This is a genomic window from Streptacidiphilus pinicola, assembly GCF_003258295.1.
Classification (GTDB): Bacteria; Actinomycetota; Actinomycetes; order Streptomycetales; family Streptomycetaceae; genus Streptacidiphilus; species Streptacidiphilus pinicola.
Genome location: NZ_QKYN01000157.1, coordinates 1 through 21,323, shown reverse-complemented (window position 1 = coordinate 21,323; position 21,323 = coordinate 1). Strand labels below are relative to the sequence as shown.

At 73.9% G+C, this 21,323-nt stretch carries 22 protein-coding genes and 1 riboswitch; of the genes, 10 read left to right on the top strand and 12 right to left on the bottom strand.

The genetic code is table 11. From position 1 onward, the window contains the following. The coding region (locus DN069_RS32675; RefSeq protein WP_111506868.1) for an MFS transporter at nucleotides 1-1,448 on the bottom strand (1,448 nt) is incomplete at its 3' end. 123 nt (nucleotides 1,449-1,571) lie between these two features. On the opposite strand from DN069_RS32675, the gene DN069_RS32670 reads away from it, so the two are divergent. Continuing rightward, a complete protein-coding gene (locus DN069_RS32670) occupies nucleotides 1,572-2,147 on the top strand; it encodes a TetR/AcrR family transcriptional regulator (RefSeq protein WP_111506867.1) in 576 nt (191 codons plus the stop codon). Nucleotides 2,148-2,150: 3 nt separating this feature from the next. Here the strand turns inward: DN069_RS32670 and DN069_RS32665 are convergent, their stop codons facing one another. After that, entirely contained in the window at nucleotides 2,151-2,357 is a 207-nt protein-coding gene (locus DN069_RS32665) for a hypothetical protein (protein WP_111506866.1), read from the bottom strand. A 46-nt stretch (nucleotides 2,358-2,403) separates the two neighbouring features. Between DN069_RS32665 and DN069_RS32660 the strand changes: the two genes are divergently transcribed. Next, nucleotides 2,404-3,828, top strand: a complete 1,425-nt coding sequence (locus DN069_RS32660) for a phytoene desaturase family protein (RefSeq protein WP_111506865.1) — start codon at nucleotides 2,404-2,406, stop codon at nucleotides 3,826-3,828. A gap of 11 nt (nucleotides 3,829-3,839) precedes the next feature. Here DN069_RS32660 and DN069_RS32655 read toward each other — a convergent pair whose 3' ends face one another. Both DN069_RS32655 and metF read right to left on the bottom strand, forming a co-directional pair. Beyond that, nucleotides 3,840-4,652 (bottom strand): hypothetical protein, encoded by an 813-nt coding sequence (locus DN069_RS32655; RefSeq protein WP_133260117.1) that lies wholly within the window; start codon nucleotides 4,650-4,652, stop codon nucleotides 3,840-3,842. Nucleotides 4,653-4,709: 57 nt separating this feature from the next. Beyond that, nucleotides 4,710-5,627, bottom strand: a complete 918-nt coding sequence (gene metF, locus DN069_RS32650) for a methylenetetrahydrofolate reductase [NAD(P)H] (RefSeq protein WP_111506863.1) — start codon at nucleotides 5,625-5,627, stop codon at nucleotides 4,710-4,712. A 160-nt stretch (nucleotides 5,628-5,787) separates the two neighbouring features. On the opposite strand from metF, the gene DN069_RS32645 reads away from it, so the two are divergent. Continuing rightward, nucleotides 5,788-6,921 (top strand): polyprenyl synthetase family protein, encoded by a 1,134-nt coding sequence (locus DN069_RS32645; protein ID WP_111506862.1) that lies wholly within the window; start codon nucleotides 5,788-5,790, stop codon nucleotides 6,919-6,921. Nucleotides 6,922-7,017: 96 nt separating this feature from the next. On the opposite strand, the gene thiE is transcribed toward DN069_RS32645, so the two are convergent. The 5 genes from thiE to DN069_RS32620 all read right to left on the bottom strand — a co-directional run bounded on the left by thiE (nucleotide 7,018) and on the right by DN069_RS32620 (nucleotide 10,525). Continuing rightward, nucleotides 7,018-7,668, bottom strand: a complete 651-nt coding sequence (gene thiE, locus DN069_RS32640) for a thiamine phosphate synthase (RefSeq protein ID WP_111506861.1) — start codon at nucleotides 7,666-7,668, stop codon at nucleotides 7,018-7,020. After that, nucleotides 7,665-8,030, bottom strand: a complete 366-nt coding sequence (locus tag DN069_RS32635; RefSeq protein WP_111506860.1) for an Rv2175c family DNA-binding protein — start codon at nucleotides 8,028-8,030, stop codon at nucleotides 7,665-7,667. The genes thiE and DN069_RS32635 overlap by 4 nt, the downstream gene beginning before the upstream one ends. A 148-nt stretch (nucleotides 8,031-8,178) precedes the next feature. Then, a complete protein-coding gene (locus tag DN069_RS32630) occupies nucleotides 8,179-8,577 on the bottom strand; it encodes a RidA family protein (RefSeq protein ID WP_111506859.1) in 399 nt (132 codons plus the stop codon). Continuing rightward, on the bottom strand, nucleotides 8,574-9,365 hold the full coding sequence (locus DN069_RS32625; RefSeq protein WP_111506858.1) for an SDR family NAD(P)-dependent oxidoreductase: 792 nt from the start codon (nucleotides 9,363-9,365) through the stop codon (nucleotides 8,574-8,576). Before DN069_RS32625 ends, DN069_RS32630 begins: the two co-directional genes overlap by 4 nt. Further along, nucleotides 9,362-10,525 (bottom strand): acyl-CoA dehydrogenase family protein, encoded by a 1,164-nt coding sequence (locus DN069_RS32620; RefSeq protein ID WP_111506857.1) that lies wholly within the window; start codon nucleotides 10,523-10,525, stop codon nucleotides 9,362-9,364. The genes DN069_RS32625 and DN069_RS32620 overlap by 4 nt, the downstream gene beginning before the upstream one ends. A gap of 110 nt (nucleotides 10,526-10,635) precedes the next feature. Here DN069_RS32620 and DN069_RS32615 point away from each other — a divergent pair, with 110 nt between their 5' ends. Beyond that, nucleotides 10,636-12,258 (top strand): AMP-binding protein, encoded by a 1,623-nt coding sequence (locus DN069_RS32615; protein ID WP_111506856.1) that lies wholly within the window; start codon nucleotides 10,636-10,638, stop codon nucleotides 12,256-12,258. A 9-nt stretch (nucleotides 12,259-12,267) separates the two neighbouring features. Then, a complete protein-coding gene (locus DN069_RS32610) occupies nucleotides 12,268-13,116 on the top strand; it encodes a PaaX family transcriptional regulator (RefSeq protein ID WP_111506855.1) in 849 nt (282 codons plus the stop codon). Nucleotides 13,117-13,208: 92 nt separating this feature from the next. Here the strand turns inward: DN069_RS32610 and DN069_RS32605 are convergent, their stop codons facing one another. Then, on the bottom strand, nucleotides 13,209-15,497 hold the full coding sequence (locus DN069_RS32605) for a bifunctional salicylyl-CoA 5-hydroxylase/oxidoreductase (protein ID WP_111506854.1): 2,289 nt from the start codon (nucleotides 15,495-15,497) through the stop codon (nucleotides 13,209-13,211). A 48-nt stretch (nucleotides 15,498-15,545) separates the two neighbouring features. Continuing rightward, nucleotides 15,546-16,376: an enoyl-CoA hydratase family protein gene (locus tag DN069_RS32600; protein WP_111506853.1), complete on the bottom strand. Its 831-nt coding sequence runs from the start codon at nucleotides 16,374-16,376 to the stop codon at nucleotides 15,546-15,548. Between the two features lie 145 nt (nucleotides 16,377-16,521). Between DN069_RS32600 and DN069_RS39605 the strand changes: the two genes are divergently transcribed. After that, nucleotides 16,522-16,707: a hypothetical protein gene (locus tag DN069_RS39605; protein ID WP_133260116.1), complete on the top strand. Its 186-nt coding sequence runs from the start codon at nucleotides 16,522-16,524 to the stop codon at nucleotides 16,705-16,707. Here DN069_RS39605 and DN069_RS32590 read toward each other — a convergent pair. Next, nucleotides 16,704-17,873: an NAD(P)/FAD-dependent oxidoreductase gene (locus tag DN069_RS32590; RefSeq protein ID WP_111506851.1), complete on the bottom strand. Its 1,170-nt coding sequence runs from the start codon at nucleotides 17,871-17,873 to the stop codon at nucleotides 16,704-16,706. The two genes, DN069_RS39605 and DN069_RS32590, sit on opposite strands and share 4 nt — an antisense overlap. A 24-nt stretch (nucleotides 17,874-17,897) precedes the next feature. Then, nucleotides 17,898-18,009: riboswitch (TPP riboswitch) on the top strand. Here DN069_RS32590 and thiO point away from each other — a divergent pair. The 4 genes from thiO to DN069_RS32570 all read left to right on the top strand — a co-directional run. After that, the gene (gene thiO / locus DN069_RS32585; RefSeq protein WP_111506869.1) at nucleotides 18,004-19,173 is read left to right on the top strand and encodes a glycine oxidase ThiO; all 1,170 of its coding nucleotides are present in this window, start codon (nucleotides 18,004-18,006) and stop codon (nucleotides 19,171-19,173) included. (Overlaps the previous riboswitch by 6 nt.) Then, nucleotides 19,170-19,388, top strand: a complete 219-nt coding sequence (thiS, locus tag DN069_RS32580; RefSeq protein WP_111506850.1) for a sulfur carrier protein ThiS — start codon at nucleotides 19,170-19,172, stop codon at nucleotides 19,386-19,388. Before thiO ends, thiS begins: the two co-directional genes overlap by 4 nt. Before the next feature lie 5 nt (nucleotides 19,389-19,393). After that, nucleotides 19,394-20,188, top strand: a complete 795-nt coding sequence (locus DN069_RS32575; protein ID WP_111506849.1) for a thiazole synthase — start codon at nucleotides 19,394-19,396, stop codon at nucleotides 20,186-20,188. Nucleotides 20,189-20,261: 73 nt separating this feature from the next. Next, nucleotides 20,262-21,323 (top strand): protein kinase domain-containing protein (locus DN069_RS32570; protein ID WP_133260115.1); only part of this gene is annotated, 1,062 nt, incomplete at its 3' end.

Below are 21,323 nucleotides of genomic sequence, written 5' to 3'. Positions count from 1 at the left end.
GGCGGCCGGTGCCTTCCTGGTGCTGGCGCTCTTCGTCCGGCCGCCAGCCCCAGCGAGCAGGTCATCGCCAACGAGACGCCGTGCGCGAGCGTCGCGTGCAGACCCGCCGCGCCGGGCAGCGCGGAGGGGTGGCTGGTGGCGTGCGTGAACGCGGTGATCCCGACGGCGGTGCCGAGCGAACCGCCCGCCTGCTGCATGGTCTGCAGCGTGCCGGAGGCCGCGCCGGACTCCTCGGGCCGGACGCTGGCGAGGATGGTCAGGCTCAGCGGCACCATGGTGAAGCCCGCCCCGAGCCCGAACAGCACCAGCGAGGGCAGCACCCCGCTCACGTACGCGGTGTCCGGGTTCACCTGGGTCAGCAGCCCCATTCCGCTGATCAGCAGGACCGGGGCGGCCAGCAGGAAGGGACGCGTCCCCCACTTGGGCACCAGGCGCGGGGCCAGCCGCGCGCCGGCGAAGATCGGCACGGCCAGCGGCAGGAAGGCGAAACCCGCCTTCATCGGCGACATGCCGAGCCCGGTCTGCAGGTACTGGGTGACGAAGAAGAACATCCCGAACATGGCCGCCGCCAGCAGCGCCATCGCCGCGTAGCCGCCGGCGCGGACCTTGTCCGTCAGCAGCGAGAGCGGCAGCAGCGGCTGGTCGACGCGCCGCTCGACCAGCACGAAGACCGTCAGCAGCACCGCCGCGGCGGCGAAGCAGCTCAGCGTGAAGGAGTCGTTCCAGCCGACCGTCGCGGCGCGGATGAACCCGTAGACGAGCGAGACCATGCCACCGGTCGCGGTCAGCGCACCGGCCAGGTCGAGCCGTCCGGGCCGCCGCTCCGGCTCCTCGATCACGCGCGGCGCGAGCACGGTCACCAGCACGCCGAACGGCACGTTGATGAACATGACCCAGCGCCAGGAGAGCCAGGAGGTCAGCAGCCCGCCGACGATGAGGCCGACGGTCGCGCCGCTGGCGGACATCGCGGAGAAGAGCCCGATCGCGCGGGCCCGCTCCACCGGGTCGCGGAAGGTGCTGACGATCAGCGCCAGCGTGCTGGGCGCCGCGACGGCCGCGCCGACGCCCTGCGCGACGCGGGCGACGAGCAGCTCGGTGGGGTCGGTGGCCAGGCCACCGGCCAGCGAGGCGAGCGTGAACAGCGCGATGCCCCAGGCCAGCAGGCGACGCCGCCCGAAGATGTCGCCGGCCCGGCCGCCGAGCAGCAGCAGACCGCCGAAGGTCAGCGAGTAGATGTTCATGACCCAGCTCAGCCCGGCCGAGGAGAAGCCGAGCGCGTGCTGGATGCCCGGCAGCGCGATGGTGACGACGGTGGCGTCGAGTATCACCATCAGCTGGCAGGCGAGGATCACCGCGAGGGCCAGCTGGCGCCTGCGTGTCGGTGGTGGAGAGTCCACCGGGGTCTTGGTGCGGGTTGGCGCAGAGGAGGTGAGGGTGTTCTCGGACATGGCTCCGCCCTGGAGTGCATGGAGAATGGATGCGAAGATGGAAAGGGAACTCAAACGGAGGTATCCTCCGGTTCCAGGAGCAACAATACGGAGACTGTCTCCGTTTAGCAAGGGATCGAGGAGATGACGGCCGAGACGCGCGCCCCGCGCCCCATGCGCGCCGACGCGCGCCGCAACTACGAGAAGCTCGTAGCCGTCGCCACCGAGTCCTTTCTCGCCAACGGCCCGGACGCGTCACTCGACGACATCGCCAAGCGCGCGGGCGTCGGCCCCGGCACCCTCTACCGCCACTTCCCCAACCGGGAGGCCCTGCTGGACGCGGTCTGCGTGCAGTGGGCCGACTCCGTCGCCGCGGACGCGGCCCCGCTGCTGACCGCCGAGGATCCGACGGCGGCGCTGAACGAGTGGCTGGTGCGCCTCGTCGACCACGTCGGCGCGTTCAAGGGCCTCGCCTCGGCGCTGCTGCTTAGCGCCGATCGCAAGCACGACACGGCATGGGTGCTGCACCACACCTCGGAGGAGCTGGTGGAGCGCGCCAAGGCGGCCGGCGGCATCCGCGCCGACGTCACCACCTCCGAGCTGATGCAGCTCACCAGCGGCGTGACCTACGCCTGCGGCACTTCGAAGGCGATGAAGAAGCCGAGCAGCTCGCCGGAACGGCTGATCGGACTGATCATGGACGGCGTCAGACTGCGCTGACCGTCAGGAAGGGCTGACGTCCTCGTCCTTCGGCGCACCCGGCATCGCTCCCGGCCTGCGTGACAGCGCGGCGACCGCGGCGGCCAGCGCCAGCGTCGCCTCCACCTGGGCCACCTGGACGTGGTACTCGCGGTTGCCACTGAGGCTGGATGTCCGTGACTCCGCCAGGGCCCGGAACGCCAACTGCTCGTGGTACTCGAAGTCCGCCATGTGCTGAATCCTAGGGCCCCTCGCTGACCACCTACGATGGGTGCTCATGGCAAGGATCGTGGTCATCGGTGCAGGAATGGGCGGACTCGCCGCCGCGGCTCGGCTGGCGACGGTCGGCCACAAGGTGACCCTCTGCGAGGCCGCGCCGACCCACGGCGGGATGCTCGGGCGGTACGAGCGCGACGACTTCCGCTTCGACACCGGCCCGACCCTGCTCACCCTCCCCGCTGTCTACCGCGACCTGATGCTGAAGACCGGCCGCACCCGGCTGGAGGACGAGGTCGAACTGCGCCCCGTCGACCCGGGCAGCGTGCACCTGCTGCCGGACGGCACCCGGGTCACCCTGGCCAATGCCTCCCTCGCCCGCGTCGGGAGCGCCCTCGACGCCGCTCTCGGTGGCGACGCGGGCGGACGCTGGGGAGCCATGCTGGAGCGCGGTCGCGGCGTCTGGGAGGCCACCCGCCGCCCGCTACTGGAGGAGCCGCTCCCCGACGACCCGTCAGCCCTGCACCGGGACCCTTACGTTCCGGCCCGGCGCGGCCTCCTCGCCCGCGCCCCGCGCACCCTCGCCGAGGTCGCCCGCCGCGAGCTGCGCGACGCGCGCCTCACGGCCCTGCTGGACGAGTACGCGCTGCGCTTCGGCCTCGACCCCGAGCGCGCGCCGGCCTCGCTGACCTGGCTGCCGTACATGGAGCAGAGCTTCGGCGTCTGGTACGTCACGGGAGGCCTCCGCGCCCTCGCCGACGCGGTGCTGCGGCGCTGCGAGGCCCGCCGGGTCGACCTGCGCTTCGGCACCCGCGTGACGGACGTCCTCGGCGGGGACCGGGTCACCGGCGTCCGGCTCGCCGACGGGAGCGTCCTCGACGCGGACGTCGTCGTCGACGACCGCGCGCCCGCCGCCTCGGGCGGCATGCCGGGCCGGTTCACCCTGCTGCTCGCGCTGCGCGGCGCCCGGCCGGCGGACACCGCGCACCGCACCGTCGTCCACGCGCCCGACCGCGCCGACGAGTTGGACGCGCTCTTCGGCCCCGCGCCGCGCCCCTGCGAACGCCCCACACTCCAGCTGCTCCGCCCCGACGACGCGACGCTCGCCCCCGCCGGTCACGAGACCGCGGTCGTCACCGTCACGGTGCCGCCGCAGGGCCCCGTCGACTGGACCGACACCGCCCGCGTCACCGCGTACGCCGACGCCGTGCTGGCCCAAGCCGTGCAGGCGGCACCGGAGTTGGGCGAGCGACTGCTGTGGAGCCACGCCCGCACGCCCGCCGACACCGCCGCCGAGACGGGCGCGCCCGGCGGCTCCGTCCCCCCGCCGTCCCTGGCGGGCGCGGGCGGCGCGTTCCTCAGCCCGTCCAACACCGGCGCACCGGCCGGCCTCTACCGCGTCGGCGGCGGCGCCCACCCGGGCGGCGGGCTGGCCCGCGTCGGCATGTCCGCGACCGTGGTCGCGGGCCTCGTCGGCACGCCGTAACGCCGCCGGGCTCAGCCCTGCGGGGCGTGGTGCTGCGGGTCCGGCGTGTAGTAGCCGGCCTGCTCGTAGTCGTAGCCGGTCTGCGGCTGCGCGTACTGCTGCGGCTCGTACGGGGCCTGCGGCGGGTACGCCTGCTGCTCGTAGGAGGCGTACTGCTGCTGCTCGGTGTACTGCGGGTACTGCTGGTACTGCGCGTACTCCTGGTACTGCTGTTGGTACTGCTCCTGGTACGGCTGCGCGTAGGGGTCGGCCTCGGCGTAGTACCCCGCCTGCGCGTACTCGTTCTGTGCGTACTCGTTCTGCGGGTACTCGTGCTGCGGGTAGTCCTGCTGCGGGTACGCGTTCTGGGTGTACCCGTAGTCGTTCTGCGCGTAGTAGACGCTGTCGCCCTCGACGGCGTACTCGTCCGTCTGGAAGACCGCCGTCGCCTCCACGGCGTCCGGCTCGGGCACGGACACGGGCACGGGTTCCACCGGGGGCTCGAACTCGGCTTCCCGCTCCAGCTCCGGCTCCAGCTCGGGCTCCGGCCGGGCCTCGCCGCCGAAGAGGCGGCCCAGGACCGGCACCCGCTCCGGCGCCACCAGCGACCAGTAGGACGCGCCCGCGGAGTGCTTGACCGCCCGGGTGGCCAGCGCCTGACCGGCGCCGAAGGCGAGCACGCCCGCGCCGATCAGCGGCAGGGTCCGCTGCGCCACCCCGGCGACCAGGACCAGGAACCCCAGCAGCGCCAGCGCGCGCCAGTGCAACGGCGCACGGCGCTGCAGCAGCAGCTCACCGAGCAGCCACAGCGCGACCACCGCGAACGCGGCGTACAGAAGCGTCACCTCGCGCACCACCTCTCCAACGGTGGAGCACACCGTACCCGGTGGACGTGAAGGCTTTCAGCTCTGCGGGGTAAGACCCAGGTTCTGGTAGATCTCCGAGGTCACCGTCGAGAAGTTCATCGTCATGAAGTGCAGCCCCGGCGTGCCCTCGTCGAGCAGACGGCGGCACATCTCCGTGGCGTACTCGATGCCGATCGCGCGCACGGCCTTCGGGTCGTCCTCGTGGGCCAGCATCCGGTCGCGCAGCTGCGGCGGGAACCAGGCCGTCGACAGCGTCGGGATGCGGTGCAGCGAGCGGACGCTCGTCACCGGCATGATCTCCGGGATGATCGGCACGTCGCAGCCGGCCGCCCCGACGCGGTCGCGGAAGCGCAGGTAGAAGTCGACGTCGAAGAACATCTGGGTGATCGCGTAGTCCGCGCCCGCGCGCACCTTCGTGACGAAGTGCCGGATGTCCTCGTCCCAGTCCGTGGAGCGCGGGTGCCGCTCAGGGAAGGCCGCGACGCCGACGCAGAAGTCGCCGGACTCCTTGATCAGCTCGACCAGCTCGGACGCGTAGTTGACGCCCTGTGCGTGCGGCACCCACTCGCCCAGCGGGTCCCCCGGCGGGTCTCCGCGCAGCGCGAGCACGTTGCGCACGCCCTGGTCGGCGTAGCAGCCGAGGATATTGCGCAGCTCGGCCACGGTGTGGTCCACCGCCGTCAGGTGCGCGACGGGGGTGAGCGTGGTCTCCGCGGCGATCCGGCCGGTGATGTTGATGGTGCGGCCGCGGGTCGAGCCGCCGGCGCCGTAGGTCACGCAGACGAAGGTGGGCGCGAGCGCCTCCAGGCGGCGGATCGCCTTCCAGAGCCCCGCCTCCGCCTCGGGCGAGCGCGGGGGCATGAACTCGAAGGAGTACGACTTGGCCCCGGACGCCAGGAGATCGCGGATCGACACGGCACGGTCCGGGCGGGTGCTGGGGGTTCCGAGAGCCATAGCCGAAGGTTATCCGCCATCCGGACGGATGCTGAAACAGTTGTCCGCTCCTTGGGACACGGGGCCGAAAACCGACGCGTCGACGCCCGGTTGAAGCGGGTTCGAGGGCGCCCACCCGCGCGCGTTACGCTGTTGGTCCCCGTACCAGTCGGAGTCCCCGGTGTCGCTCGCTCAATCCGCCCCCGCGCCCGTCGTCGGCAACCCCGTCGACGCGGAGTGGCTGCGACAGCGGGTCGACGGCGCCCTCGACACCTTCCTCACCGGCCAGGAACGGACCCTGCTGGCGATCTCGCCGCAGCTGGGGCCGGTCTGCGGCACCGTGCGCGACTTCCTCCTCGGCGAGCGCCCCACCGGCCGCAAGCGGCTGCGCGCCGCCTTCTGCTACTGGGGCTGGCGCGGAGCGGGCGGCGCGGCCGACGAGCACGGCGCGGTCGCCGCGGCCGCGGCCCTGGAGCTGCTGCAGGCGAGCGCGCTGGTCCACGACGACCTCATGGACCACAGCGACACCCGCCGCGGCCTCCCCTCGGTCCACCGCCGCTTCGAGTCCCTGCACCGCGGCTCCGGCTGGCACGGCGACGCCGCGCAGTTCGGCGGCGCCAGCGCGGTCCTCGTCGGCGACCTGCTGCTGGTCTGGTGCGACGCGCTCTTCTCCGAGTGCGGCCTCCCGCGCGACGCCGTGCGGCGGGCCAAGCCGCTGCTGGACCTGATGCGCACCGAGGTGATGGCGGGTCAGTACCTCGACATGCTGGAGCCGGCCGCGGTGTGGCCCGCGGGCGAGGCGGGCGCGGTCGAACGCGCCCGCACCGTGATCGAGTACAAGTCCGCGAAGTACACGGTGCAGCGGCCGCTGCAGTTGGGCGGCCTGCTGGCCGACGCCTCCGCCGACCTGACCGACGCCTACGGCGCGTTCGGACTGCCGCTGGGCGAGGCCTTCCAGCTCCGCGACGACCTGCTCGGCGTCTACGGCGACCCGGCGGTCACCGGGAAGCCGGCCGGCGACGACCTGCGTGAGGGCAAGCGCACGCTGCTCGTCGCAGAGACGCTCGCCTCCTGCTCCACGGCCGACGCCCGACTCCTCAACGACCTCCTCGGCGCGCCCGGCCTCGACGCGGACGGCGTGGAACGCCTCCGCGACGTGATCACCCGCAGCGGCGCTCCGCGCCGGATCGAGGACCGCATCGTCGCACTCCGCGAGCAGGCCCTGGAAACCCTCGCCTCCGCACCCATCCGCGAGCCCCAGGCCCGCGAGGTCCTCCGCCGCCTGGTCGACGCGGCGACCGCGCGCAGGCACTGACGGCCACCTCAGGGGCGCGGGGCTCTGCGCGAGAAACACGTGGGTGGCTTGTCGCGCCCACGCGGCGGAGCCGCACATCGGCAGAGCCTCGCGCCCCTAACGGGCCGCTTCCCGGACCCGGCGGGCCAGGGACTGCGCGGCGGCGTGCGGGTCTGCCGCCTGCGTGAGGGCGCGGACCACGACGATGCGGCGGGCGCCGGCGTCGAGGACCGCGTCGAGGTTGGACTCGTCGATGCCGCCGATGGCGAACCACGGGCGGTCGGTGGCCTGCTTCGCCGCGTACTCCACCAGGCCGAGGCCCGGGGCGTGGCGGCCCGGCTTCGTCGGGGTGGGCCAGACCGGGCCCGTGCAGAAGTAGTCCACGCCGGGCTCGGTGAGCGCCACGTCGACCTCGGACTCCGCGTGGCAGCTGCGGCCGATGATCACGTCCTCGCCGAGGATGCCCCGGGCGACCGGGACCGGCAGGTCGTCCTGGCCGAGGTGGAGCACGTCGGGGCGGGCGCCGAAGGCGATGTCCGCGCGGTCGTTGACGGACAGCAGCCGGCCGTGGCGGCGGCAGGCGTCGGCGAAGACCTCCAGGGCTGCCAGCTCCTGCCGGGCCTCCAGGCCCTTGTCGCGGAGCTGCACGATGTCGACGCCGCCGGCCAGCACCGCGTCCAGGAACTCGGCGAGGTCACCCTGCTCGCGGCGGGCGTCCGTGCACAGGTAGAGCCGGGCGTCCGCCAGCGCCGCGCGGGCGCCGCTCACAGGGCCATCGCCTGGGCGCGGCGCTTGACCTCGGTGCCGCGGTTCTCGTTCAGTGCCTGGGCGGGGGTGCCGGGGAGGCTGGGGTCGTCCGTGAAGAGCCACTCCAGGGACTCTTCCGGGCTGAACCCGCAGTCCTTGAGGACGGTCAGCGTGCCGACGATGCCCTTGACGGGCCCGTCGGGCCCGATGAAGGCGGTCGGGACCATCAGGACCTTGTTCTCGCCGCGACGCGCGGACAGCAGGGTGCCGTCGGTGACCATGTTGCGAACCTTGGTGACCTCGACCCCCCACTTCTCGGCGATGTCGGGGAGGTACATCCAGTCCGGAACCAGGGCTTCGATCTTGGGATCAATCTCACTCACGTCAACAGACTGCCACTTTTCATGGCCGGAGCGCACGCCGCGTCACTGCTCCGCTGCGTCATTCCTCGGAGCTGCGCGCGTCCCACCGGCGCTCCAGGGACGGCCGGCAGCAGCATCACGAGCAGGAAGACACAGCCCAGCACGGCGATCAGTCCAGCACGGCGATGCCCTCCAGCTCGACCAGCGCCGGCTCGTCCCAGAGCCGGACCACGCCGATCAGCGCCATCGCCGGGTACTCCCGCCCGGCGCGGGCCCGCCAGACCCGGCCGATGTCGGCGGCGTGGGCGCGGTAGTCCTCCGGGTCGGTCGCGTAGACGGTGAGCCGGGCCAGCTGTGCGGGCGTGCCGCCCGCCGCGGCCAGCGCCTCCAGCAGGTTGCCCAGCGCCCGGTCGAACTGCTCGACCACGTCCGCGCCGACGATCGCGCCCTTCTCGTCCAGCGCGGTCTGCCCGGCGAGGAAGACCAGCGTGCCGCCGGTCGCGGTGACGGCGTGACTGAAACCGCTCGGCTCGGCCAGGCCCGGCGGGTTGATCCGACGCAGCGTCATGACTGGACTCCTCCTCCGTCGACGGTGATGCCCTGGCCCGAAAGGGCCTCGTTCTCCAGCAGCAGCCGGACCACGGCCGCCACCTCCTGCGGCCGGACCAGCCGCCCGATCGGCTGCATCCGGACCAGAGCCGCGCGCGCCTCGTCCTCGCTGCGGCCGGTGCGCGCGGCGATCGCGCCCACGGTCGCGTCCGTCATCGGCGTGTCGACGTAGCCCGGGCAGACGGCGTTGACCGTCACCCCGCTGCCCGCGAGCTCCGCGGCGGCCGAGCGGACCAGGCCGAGCACGCCGTGCTTGGCGGCCGTGTACGCGGCCACGTAGGGCGCGCCGACCTTGGCCGCCACCGAGGCGACCACGACGATCCGGCCCCACCCCGCCGCGCGCATCGACGGCACCGCCCGGCGGACGCAGTGGAACGGCGCGGTGAGATTCAGTGCGAGCTGCTGCTCCCACAGCTCGTCGCTCGTCTCCGTCAGCTTGGCGGAGGCGCCCGCGCCCGCCGCGGCGACCAGCACCTCGGCCGGGCCCCAGTCCGCCTCGACCCGGTCGAAGAGCTCGTCGGCGGCGCCGGGCGCGGTCAGGTCGACGGGGACGGTCAGCACGGGGCCGGGCAGCGCCTTCGCCGCGCGCTCCAACGCCGCGGGATCGCGCGCGGCGAGCACCACCCGGTGCCCGGCCGCCGACAGGTCGGCGGCGACGGCGGCCCCGATCCCCTTGCTGCCGCCGGTCACCACGCAGATCCGGCTGCGCTCCCCGAGGGCGGCGCTCGTCGGTACGGGCGCGCTCATCGGAACAGCTCACGGGCGATGATGCTCAGCTGCACCTCGGACGCGCCCTCGTAGATCCGCGGCGCCCGCACCTCCCGGTAGAGCCGCTCCAGCAGGTGCCCGCGCTGCAGCGCGCGGGCGCCGTGCAGCTGGACGGCGGAGTCGACGACGTACTGGGCCGCCTCCGTGGCGAACAGCTTGGCCATCGCCGCGCGCCCGGTCGGGCCGTGCAGACCGGCCTGTCCCGTCCCGCCGTTCGCGTCGTACGCGGCGGCCGCCGCGTAGACGAGCAGGCGGGCGGCCTCGGTGCGGGTGGCCATCTCGGCGAGCCGGTGGCCGACGGACTGGAGCTCGCGCAACGGCCCGCCGAAGGCCTCCCGGGCGCCGGCGTGCTCGACGGCCGCGTCGAGGGCGGCCTGGGCCATGCCGACGGCGAAGGCCCCGACGCTGGGCCGGAACAGGTCGAGCGTGCGCATCGCCACCCGGAACCCGCCGCCGACCTCGCCCAGCAGGTCCTCGGGCCCGACGGGCACGTCGTCGAAGCGCAGCCGGCCGATCGGGTGCGGGGAGATCATGTCGAGCGGCTCGCCGGTCAGCCCAGGGCGGTCGGCGGGGACGAGGAAGGCGGTGACGCCACGGGCGCCCGCGTCGGGGCCGGTGCGGGCGAAGACGGTGTAGAGGTCCGCCTCGGGCGCGTTGGAGATCCAGCACTTCTCCCCGCGCAGCCGCCAGCCGCCCACCCCGTCCGACGCGGCCTCCAGGGCGAGCGCCGCCGCGTCCGAGCCCGCGCCGGGCTCGGAGAGCGCGAAGGCCGCGACCGCGCGGCCGGAGGCGATTTCGGGCAGCCAGCGCTTCAGCTGGGCTTCGGTGCCGCTCTGCACCACCGGGTAGAAGCCGAGCCCCTGCAGCGCCAGCGCCGTCTCCGCCTCGGTGTTGACCTGCGCCAGGGACTCCCGCAGCAGGCACAGGTCCAGCGCGGCCGCCGAGCGCCCCTCGCCGGGGAAGAGCCGGGCCAGCAGCCCGAGCCGGCCCATCTCCTCCAGCAGCGGCCGGTTGACCCGCTCGCCGAGAACCGGATCGGCCCCGTGCGCGAGCGGCAGCAGCCGCTCCACCGCCTGCTCGCGGACCTGGGCGCAGAACCGTTGCTGCTCCTCGTCCAGCGCGAACGCCGTCGTCGCCATCGCGCACTCCCTCCTGGGTGTCTCCCCCATTCATATCGCGGATGGTTGACTGTCGTCACCAACGCGCTAGCCTGCTTGCAGAATCTCGAGGTGAGGGGGTACCACCCGCCATGCACCTGCTCCCCTCCGCCCACGTCGACAGCTTCGCGCGCGACCACCTGCCGCCCGCGCCGACGTGGCCGGAACTCCGCTTCGACCTGCCCGAGCTGCACTATCCGGACCGGCTCAACTGCGGCGCGGAGCTCCTCGACGCGACGATCGCCCGGCTCGGCGCGGACCGGCCCTGCCTGCGCCTGGAGGACGGCACCGTCTGGTCCTACGACCGGCTGCGGGCGCAGACCGACCGGATCGCGCGGGTGCTCGTCGAGGACCTGGGCGTGGTGCCGGGCCACCGGGTGCTGCTGCGCGGCGCCACAACCCCCTGGCTGGTCGCCTGCTGGCTGGCCGTCATGAAGGTCGGCGCGGTGGCGGTCACCGTGCTGGCCGCGCAGCGGCGCACCGAGCTGGCCACGATGATCGAGATCGCCGAGGTCGGCCACGCCCTGTGCGACGCGCGGGCCCTGGACGAGCTCGCGGCCGTGGACGCGCCGGGCCTGCGCACCGTCGCCTACGGCGGTTCCGCCGACGACGACCTGCTCGCCCTCGCCGCCGCCAAGTCCGACGCGCCCTTCCCCGCCGTGCCGACCTCCGCCGACGACGTCGCGCTGATCGCCTTCACCTCCGGCACCACCGGGAGACCCAAGGGCTGCATGCACTTCCACCGGGACGTGCTGGCCATCGCCGACACCTTCTCCGCCCACGTGCTGCGGCCCAGCCCCGACGACGTCTTCACCGGCACGCCGCCGCTCGGCTTCACCTTCGGCCTGGGCGGGCTGGTGATCTTCCCGTTGCGGGTCGGCGCCTCCGCGCTGCTGCTGGAGCAGCCCTCCCCCACCGCGCTCCCCGCCGTGATCGAACGTCACCGCGTCAGCGTGCTGTTCACCGCGCCGACCGCCTACCGGGTGCTGCTCGACCAGGCCGGCGACGCCGACCTCTCCTCGCTGCGCCGCTGCGTCTCCGCCGGGGAGAACCTGCCGGCCGCCACCTGGGAGGCCTTCCACGCGCGCACCGGGCTGCCGCTGATCAACGGCATCGGCTCGACGGAGCTGCTGCACATCTTCGTCTCGGCCGCCGACGCGGAGGCCCGCCCCGGCGTCACCGGCTTCCCCGTCCCCGGCTTCCGCGCCCGCGTCGTCGACCCGGCCACCGGCGCCGAGGTCCCCGACGGCACGCCCGGCCTGCTCGCCGTCCAGGGCCCGACCGGCTGCCGCTACCTCGACGACCCGCGCCAGGCCGTCTACGTCCACGACGGCTGGAACCTCACCGGCGACACCTACGTCCGCGACCCCGACGGCCGCTTCCGCTACCAGGCACGCGCCGACGACATGATCATCTCGGCGGGCTACAACATCGCCGGCCCCGAGGTCGAGGAGGCCCTGCTGCGCCACCCGGAGGTGCGCGAGGCCGCCGTCATCGGCGTCCCCGACGAGAAGCGCGGGCAGGTGGTCAAGGCCTTCGTGGTCCTCGCCGAGGGCGTGCCGGCGGACGAGGGCACGGCCAAGGCGCTGCAGGACTTCGTGAAGTCGACGATCAGCGCCTACAAGTACCCCCGGCAGGTCGAGTTCCGCGCCTCGCTGCCGCGCACGCCCACCGGCAAGCTGCAGCGGTTCCGACTGCGGAGTGAGGATCTTTAGAGTGACCGTATGACCAGCGAGGAGATCCTTGACGACCAGTCCGCGCGCGAGCACACGCCCGGCTCACTGCTGGTCACCTTCTTCGGCGCGCACGGCCGCGACCTCGGCGGCTGGATCGCCGTCGGCGACCTGATCCGGCTGCTCGCCTCGGTCGGCGTGGACGCCCAGCCGGTCCGCTCGGCCGTCTCCCGGCTGAAGCGGCGCGGCTTCCTGGTCCCCGAGCCGCTGGGCGGCGTCGCCGGCTACACGCTCTCCGAGCCGGCCCGCGAACTGCTGGCCGACGGTGACCGCCGCATCTACGCCCACCGCGCGCCCCGGCTCGCCGACGGCTGGGTGCTGGCCCTGTTCTCCGTCCCGGAGAGCGAACGCCACAAGCGCCATGTGCTGCGCAGCAGGCTGGCCCGTCTCGGTTTCGGCACGGCCGCACCCGGCGTCTGGATCGCCCCCGCGCACCTCTACGAGGAGACGCGGCACGTCCTGACCCGCCTCGAACTGGCCGCGTACACCGACCTCTTCCGCGCCGACCACCTCGCCTTCGACGCCACGTCGGACTCCGTCCAGCGCTGGTGGGACCTCCCCGCGCTGGCCCGCTGCCACGAGGAGTTCCTGGAGGTCCACGAGCCGGTCCTGACGCGGTGGAACCGCGCGAGGGGCGCGATCTCCCTCCCCGACGCCTTCGCCGACCACCTCCGCGCGGTCGACAGCTGGCGCCGCCTCCCATACCTGGACCCGGGCCTGCCACCCGAGCTGTTGCCCGCCTCCTGGCCGGGCGGCCGGGCGGCGAGGGTCTTCCAGGAGCTGGACGCCCGCCTGGGCGGAGCAGCGCGGGACTTCGTGAAGCAAACCGCGCAAGGGTAGTTGCACTATCTGGGGGCGCGACCACCCGTGGCAGCGTTTCCGACCGGTCGCGCCCACGCGGCGGAGCCGGATATCGGCAGAGCCTCGCGCCCCTAAAGGCGCCTGCCGGTCTGCGGACGGCGGCTTCCTGCCCGGTACTGCACGGGCCACTCCACCCCCGGGCCCGACCACTGCTGCTCCGCAGCAGCGTGGAGGGTCCAGGCCGGGTCGTAGAGGTGTGGTCGGCCGAGGGCGACCAGGTCGGCGCGGCCGGCCAGGAGGAGGGAGTTGACGTCGTCCCAGGAGGAGACCGCGCCGACGGCGACGACCGGGACGCGGACGCGGTTGCGGATCGCGTCGGCGTAGGGGGTCTGGTAGGAGCGGCCGAAGGCGGGCTGCTCGTAGGGGACGACCTGGCCGGTGGAGACGTCGATCGCGTCCGCGCCGTGCGCGGCGAACGCGGCGGCGATGACGACGGACTCCTCCGTGTCGTTGCCGCCCTCCGCCCAGTCCGTGGCGGAGATGCGGACCGTCATCGGGCGGTCCTCGGGCCACACCTCGCGCATCGCGTCGAAGACCTCCAGCGGCCAGCGCAGCCGCGCCTCCAGCGGTCCGCCGTACTCGTCCTCGCGGCGGTTGGTCAGCGGGGAGAGGAAGGAGGACAAGAGGTATCCGTGCGCGCAGTGCAGCTCCAGCAGGTCGAAGCCGGCCGCCACGCCCCGCCGCGCCGCCGCGACGAACTGCTGCTTCACCTCCGCGAGCTGCGCCCGCGTCAGCTCCCCCGGCACCTGGCCGACGCCGGGCCGGTAGGCGAGCGGTGAGGGCCCGACGACGGGCCAGGCCTGCTCCGGGGCGAGCGGGTCGTCCATGCCCTCCCACATCAGCTTGGTCGCGCCCTTGCGGCCGGAGTGACCGAGCTGCAGGCCGATCGCCGCGCCGCTGCGCTCGTGCACGAAATCGGTGATCCGCGCCCACGCGGCCTGCTGCTCGTCGTTCCACAGGCCCGTACAGCCGGGCGTGATCCGGCCCTCGGGCGCGACGCAGACCATCTCCGTCATCACCAGGCCCGCGCCGCCCAGCGCGCGCGAGCCGAGGTGGACCAGGTGGAAGTCGTTCGGCAGGCCGTCCTGCGCGGAGTACATGTCCATCGGGGAGACCACGACGCGGTTGCGCAGCGTCAGCCCGCGCAGCCGGAACGGGGTGAACATCGGCGGGGTGCCGGCCGCCGCGAACTCCCCCTCCGCGCCGGCGACGTAGCCAGGGTCGCGCAGGCGCAGGTTGTCGTGGGTGATCCGGCGGCTGCGGGTGAGCAGGTTGAAGGCCAGCTGCCAGCCCGGCTGGTCGAGGTACTGCTCCAGGTTCTCGAACCACTCCAGGCTGGCCTGGGCCGCGCGCTGGGTGGAGGCGACGACGGGGCGGCGCTCCTCCTCGTAGGCGGCGAGCGCCTCCGGCACCGACGCGTGGCCGCGCAGGGCGGCGGCGAGCGCGACCGCGTCCTCCATGGCGAGCTTGGTGCCGGAGCCGATCGAGAAGTGCGCGGTGTGGGCGGCGTCGCCCAGCAGCACCACCTTGCCGTCGCGCCAGGTGGCGTTGCGGACGGTGGTGAAGGCGATCCAGCGCGACTCGTTGCCGCGCAGCGCGTGGCCGCGCAGGGCGTCGGCGAAGAGCTTCTCGCAGGCGGCGACGGACTCCCGCTCGTCCAGCCGGTCCAGCCCGGCGCGCCGCCAGACGTCCTCGCGCATCTCGACGATGACGGTGCTGCCCGAGTCCGAGTACGGGTAGCCGTGCAGCTGCATCACGCCGTGCTCGGTGTGCAGCACGTGGAACTGGAAGGCGTCGAAGACCAGATCGGTGCCGAGCCAGATGTAGCGGCAGCGCCGCTCGTCCAGCTGCGGGCGGTAGACCTCGGCGGCCGCGGCCCGGGTGCGGGAGCGGACGCCGTCGGCCGCGACCACCAGGTCGTGGTCGCGCGCCAGCTCCGCCGCGGACGGGGCCTCCTCGCGGAAGCGCAGCTCCACCCCGGCGGAGCGGCAGCGCTCCTGGAGCAGCCCGAGCAGCCGCTGCCTGCTGGTCGCGGCGAAGCCGTGCCCGCCGGAGGTGAACACCTGGCCGCTGGGCAGGTGCACATCGATGTCGTCCCAGCGCGCGAAGCCCGCCTCCAGCTCGGCGTAGAGCTCGGGATCGGCCTCCTCGATCCCGCCGAGCGTCTCGTCGGAGAGCACGACGCCGAAGCCGAAGGTGTCGCCGGGGGCGTTGCGCTCCCAGACCGTGACCTCGTGCGCGGGCTGCTGCCGCTTGACCAGCGCGGCGAAGTACAGCCCGCCGGGCCCGCCGCCGATGACCGCGATCCGCACGACCGTCTCCCTCCTGGACCGACCGGCGTATACCGTGTCTGTCACCATCGTAACGACAGCGCTATGTGCGTGTCACCGGCCCGCGCTCAGCGACGCTCAGCGGCCCTGCCACTTCGGCGGGCGCTTGCCGGTGAAGGCGGCGTGGAATTCGGCGTAGTCGGCGCTCTTCATCAGCAGCGCCTGCGTCATCGCCTCCAGCTCGACCGAGGCGGCCAGGCTCATGTCCAGCTCCTGCGTCAGCAGCGCCTTGGTCTGGGCGAGCGCGAACGCGGGCCCCTCGGCGAGGCGGCGCGCCAGGGCGCCGGCGGTCGCGTCCAGCTCCTCGTCCTCGACCAGCTCGCTGACCAGCCCGTACCGGTCGGCGGTGACGGCGTCGACGGTGTCGCCCAGCATCAGCAGCTTGGTGGCGTGGCCGAGCCCCACCAGCCGGGGCAGCAGGTACGCCGCGCCCATGTCGGCCCCGGCCAGCCCGACCTTGGTGAACAGGAAGGCGAAGCGCGCGGACCGCGCGACCACCCGGAAGTCCGCGGCCAGCGCGAGCACCGAGCCGGCCCCGGCGGCGATGCCGTGGATCGCGGCGACGATCGGGATCGGGCATTCCCGCATCGCCCGCACGACCTGCCCCGTCATCCGGGTGAAGTCGAGCAGCTGGTCCGGCCGCATCTGCAGGGTCGCGCCGATGATCTCGTTGACGTCCCCGCCGGAGCAGAAGCCGCGGCCCTCGCCGCGCAGCAGCACCGCGCGGGTGTCCCCGCGCTGCGGCAGCTCCGCCAGCAGGTCGCGCAGGTCCGCGTAGGACTCGAAGGTCAGCGCGTTCAGCTTGTCCGGACGGTCGAGCGTGACCGTCAGCACGCCCGCCTCGTCGCGTTCCAGCCGGAAGTGGCGCCACTCCTCGGTGAACGGCACGGATCCACGGAACGGGCTCATCGCAGTGGCCTCCCCTGTTCGACACCATCGTCACGAACACGATATGCGCATCCGCCGACAGGAGGGAACGGTCGCCGCGCGGCCGGTCTCGGGCATACTGCAGGAACAGCGGACACCAAAGACGCCGGACCCGAAGGAGCTGAGCATGCGTTACGCGCTGATCGCCGTGGTCGTGGCCGCGACCTGCGCGCTGGAGTGGGTCACCTCGCCCAGCGTCCTGGCCGCGCTGGCGGTCGTCGCCCCGACGCTGATGCTCGCGCCGGTGGCCGTCCTGGCCGCCCGCCCGCTGGGCGACGAGGACAGCGCGCCCGGCAACCGCCGCGTCGCCTAACCGGCAGTCGCCGCCCTGAGCTGCGTGTCCGGGTCGGCCGCCTTGGCGGGATCCAGCGCCGCGCCCGACTCGATCAGCTTCCGGCCCTGCGTCAGGTCCCGCGGTCGGTCCACGGTCAGCACGGCCTGCAGGCGCCCCTCGCGCAGCCACAGGACCGTCGTCCCGCCCCGGGCGAGCGGCTCCGCGCCGGCGTCGATCACGCCGGCGACCTGCACCATGTGGCCGAACTGCTCGGACCAGAAGTACGGGACGGGGTCGTAGTCCACCTCGCCGCCGAGGACGTTCGCGGCCACCACCCGGGCGCCCTGGAGCGCGTTGTCCCAGTGGTGCACCGTGAGCCTGCGGCCGTAGCGCGCCGAGGGGAACGACGCGCAGTCCCCCACCGCGAAGACGTCCGGCCGCCCCGCGCGCAGCCGCGCGTCCGCCGCTACCGCGCCGCGGTCGTCCAGGGGGATGCCGGAGCCGGCGAGCCAGCCGTTGTCCGGGCGGGCGCCGATACCGACGACGACCACGTCCGCGGCCAGTTCCCGGCCGTCCGTCAGATGCACGGCGTGCGCGGTGATCTCGCTGACCGCCGAGGCGGTGAGCAGGTCCACGCCCGCGTCCGCGTACCAGGCACGGGTGCGCTCGCCGAACTCCGCGGGCAGCGCGCCCGCCAGTGGCGAGGCGGCGGCCTCGACCACGGTGACCTCGCACCCGAGCTGCCGGGCCACGGTCGCTGCCTCCGCGCCGATCCAGCCCGCGCCGACCACGACCACGCGGGTGCCCGGCCGCAGCGCCGCCCGCAGGGCGAGCGCGTCGTCCTGGGTGCGCAGCAGGAACGCCGAGTCGGGCTGGCCGGGCAGGGCGACGGGCGCGGCGCCCGTCGCGAGCACCAGCCGGTCGTAGGCCAGGTCGCCGCCGTCGGTCTTCACCGTCCGGGCGTCGGGGTCGAGCGAGACGGCCCGGCGGCCGAGCGCCAGCTCGATGCCGAGCTCGTCGAAGTCGATCTCGAAACGGGAGTGCTCGGCTCGTCCGAGCAGCACGTCCTTGGAGAGCGGCGGCCGGTCGTAGGGCGGGTGCGGCTCCGCGCCCAGCAGCGTGAGGGAACCGGTGTGTCCCTGCTGGCGCAGCGCCACCGCCGTCTGCACCCCGGCCATCCCGGCCCCGACGATCACAACAGCCATTCGGCCACTGTATAGAGTGGGTCGAGAAGTAGACGCGGGAGCCCGGAGCACCGGGCTGAGAGGGAGGCTGGGGCGCCTCCGACCGTCCGAACCTGATCCGGGTCATTCCGGCGAAGGGAGTTGCAGCATCATGACGTCCACCGACGCACTCGTGGTCGGCGGCGGGATCATCGGCCTGGCCGTGGCCTGGCGCAGCGCGCAGCGCGGTCTGCGGGTGACCCTCCTCGATCCGGACCCGGGCCGCGGCGCGAACCACGTCGCCGCCGGGATGCTCGCACCGGTCACCGAGCTGCAGTACGGCGAGGAGCCGCTGCTCCGGCTCGGCATCGCGTCCAACGAGCGCTACGCCGACTTCGTCGCCGAGCTGACCGAGGCCACCGGCCTGGACACCGGCTACCGCCGCTGCGGCACGCTCGCCGTCGCGCTGGACGCCGACGACCGGGCCGAGCTGCGCGAGGTGCACGAGTTCCAGCGCCGGCTGGGCCTTACGACGCAGTGGCTGACCGGCCGCGAGTGCCGTCGGCTGGAGCCGATGCTGGCCCCGGACGTGCGCGGCGGCACGCTGGTCGCGGGCGACCACCAGGTCGATCCGCGGCGCCTCGGCCGCGCCCTCGTCGAGGTCTGCCGTCGCGCCGGGGTGACCCTGCGGCGCGAGCGCGCCGCCGAGCTCCTCAGCGAGGACGGCGTGAGCGTCGTCGGCGCCCGCACCGAGGACGGGACGGCCCTGCACGCCGAGCGGACCGTGCTGGCCGCGGGCAGCTGGAGCGGCGAGCTGCCGGGGCTGCCGCCCGAGGCGCGGCTGCCCGTCCGGCCGGTCAAGGGCCAGGTGGTGCGGCTGCGGATGGCGACCGTGCACGGACCCCTGCCGATGCCGTTCCTCTCCCGCAACCTGCGCGCGGTGGTGCGCGGCTGCCACATCTACCTGGTCCCGCGCGCGGACGGCGAGCTGGTGCTCGGCGCCACGATGGAGGAGCAGGGCTTCGACACCACCGTCACCGCGGGCGGCGTCTACGAGCTGCTGCGCGACGGCCGCGAGCTGCTGCCCGGCCTCACCGAGCTGCCGCTGCTGGAGACCAACGCGGGCCTGCGCCCGGGCACGCCGGACAACGCGCCGCTGCTCGGCCCGACCGCGTTCCCCGGCCTGGTGGCCGCGACCGGCCACCACCGCAACGGCGTGCTGCTGACGCCGGTCACCGGCGACGCGATCGCCGCGTTCCTCGCCGAGGGCCGGCTGCCCGCGGAGGCCGCCCCGTTCACCCCCGCCCGCTTCACGCCCACGATTTCGGAGTTCACCCGATGACCGCCGCCGCCACGATCCGACTGACCGTCAACGGCGAGGACCGCTCGCTGCCCGGCGGGGTGACGCTCGCCCAGGTGGTCACGGAGCTGTCCGCCGCGCCGAGCGGCGTCGCGGCCGCCGTGAACGAGGCCGTCGTCCCGCGCAGCCAGTGGGACGCGACCGTGCTCGCCGACGCCGACCGCGTCGAGATCCTCACCGCCGTCCAGGGAGGCTGACCGCCATGGCTGACGATCTGCTCACCATCGCCGACCGCTCCTTCTCCTCCCGCCTGATCATGGGCACCGGCGGGGCGCCCAGCCTGGAGGTGCTGGAGCAGGCGCTGCGCACCTCGGGCACGGAGCTGACCACCGTCGCGATGCGCCGGATCAACCCGGCCGCGCGCGGCTCGGTGCTGGAGGTGCTGCAGCGCTGCGGTATCGACGTGCTGCCGAACACCGCGGGCTGCTTCACCGCCGGGGAGGCGGTGCTGACGGCCCGGCTGAGCCGCGAGGCACTCGGGACGAACTGGGTCAAGCTGGAGGTCATCGCCGACGAGCGCACCCTGCTGCCCGACCCGATCGAGCTGCTGGACGCCGCCGAGACCCTGGTCGACGACGGCTTCGTCGTGCTGCCCTACACCAACGACGACCCGGTGCTGGCCCGCAAGCTGGAGGACGTCGGCTGCGCCGCGGTCATGCCGCTGGGCTCGCCGATCGGCTCCGGCCTGGGCATCCGCAACCCGCACAACTTCCAGCTGATCGTGGAGCAGGCGAACGTCCCGGTGGTCCTGGACGCGGGCGCCGGCACCGCCTCGGACGTGGCGCTGGCCATGGAGCTGGGCTGTGCGGCGGTGATGCTGGCCACAGCGGTCACCCGCGCGCAGGAGCCGGCGCTGATGGCCGAGGCGATGCGCAAGGCGGTCGAATCCGGGCGTCTGGCCTACCGTGCGGGGCGCATCCCGAAGCGCTTCCACGCCGAGGCCTCCTCGCCGATGGAGGGCCGCGCGTCCTTCGACCCCGAAGCGCCCGCGTTCTGACCGTCGTCACACTTCTGCGACGGATCGGACCGGTGCGGCGGCGCGGGTTCCGCCTCCCCCTACACTCCTCAGGGTGGACGTAACGCTGCAGGACCCCCTTATCGGGCGCGTGCTCGACAGCCGGTACCGGGTCGAGCAGCGCGTCGCCGTGGGCGGCATGGCCACGGTCTACCGGGGCGTCGACACCCGGCTGGACCGGGTCGTCGCCCTCAAGGTGATGCACCCCGGCTTCGCCGCCGACCCGGAGTTCGTCGAGCGCTTCATCCGCGAGGCCAAGGCCGTCGCCAAGCTCTCGCACCCGAACGTCGTGGGCGTCTTCGACCAGGGCGAGGACCACACGGCGGCGCCGCCCGCGGTCTTCCTGGCCATGGAGTTCGTCCCCGGCTGGACCCTGCGCGACCTGCTGCGGGACCGCGGCGCGCTGAGCCCGCGCACCACGCTGGACATCCTGGAGCCCGTCCTCGCCGCGCTCGGCGCCGCGCACCGGGCCGGGCTGGTCCACCGGGACGTGAAGCCGGAGAACGTGCTGCTGACCGAGGACGGCCGGGTCAAGGTCGCCGACTTCGGCCTGGTCCGGGCCGTCAACGGACAGACCGCGGCCACCACCCAGCAGGTCATGGGCACGGTCTCCTACCTCGCGCCCGAGCAGATCGAGCGCGGCGCCGCCGACCCGCGCACCGACGTCTACGCCTGCGGCGTGCTGCTCTACGAGATGCTGACCGGCTCCAAGCCGCACCTGGGCGAGAGCCCGATGCACGTCATCTACCAGCACCTGAGCACGGACGTGTCGCCGCCCTCGCAGCGCGTGCCCGGTCTGCCGCAGCAGTTGGACGCCATAACGCTCGCCGCGACCTCGCGCGACGCCACCCGCCGCCCGGCCGACGCCGTGGAGCTGCTGGCGGAGCTGCAACGGATCCGCCGCGGGCTGACGCCCGCCCAGCTGGACGCGGAGCCGGTGCCCGCCCCGGGGCCGCCGCCCGCGCAGGGGTCCGCCGGCGTCGAGCCGCCGCCGCTGGAGCGGACCTCGATCATGGACCCCGAGCTGCTGCGCGAGCTCCCCGCCGACATCGTCATGCCGCGCCACGAGGCGCCCGAGCCGCCGGCCGCCCCGCGCCGCCGCCGCGGCGGCGGCCGC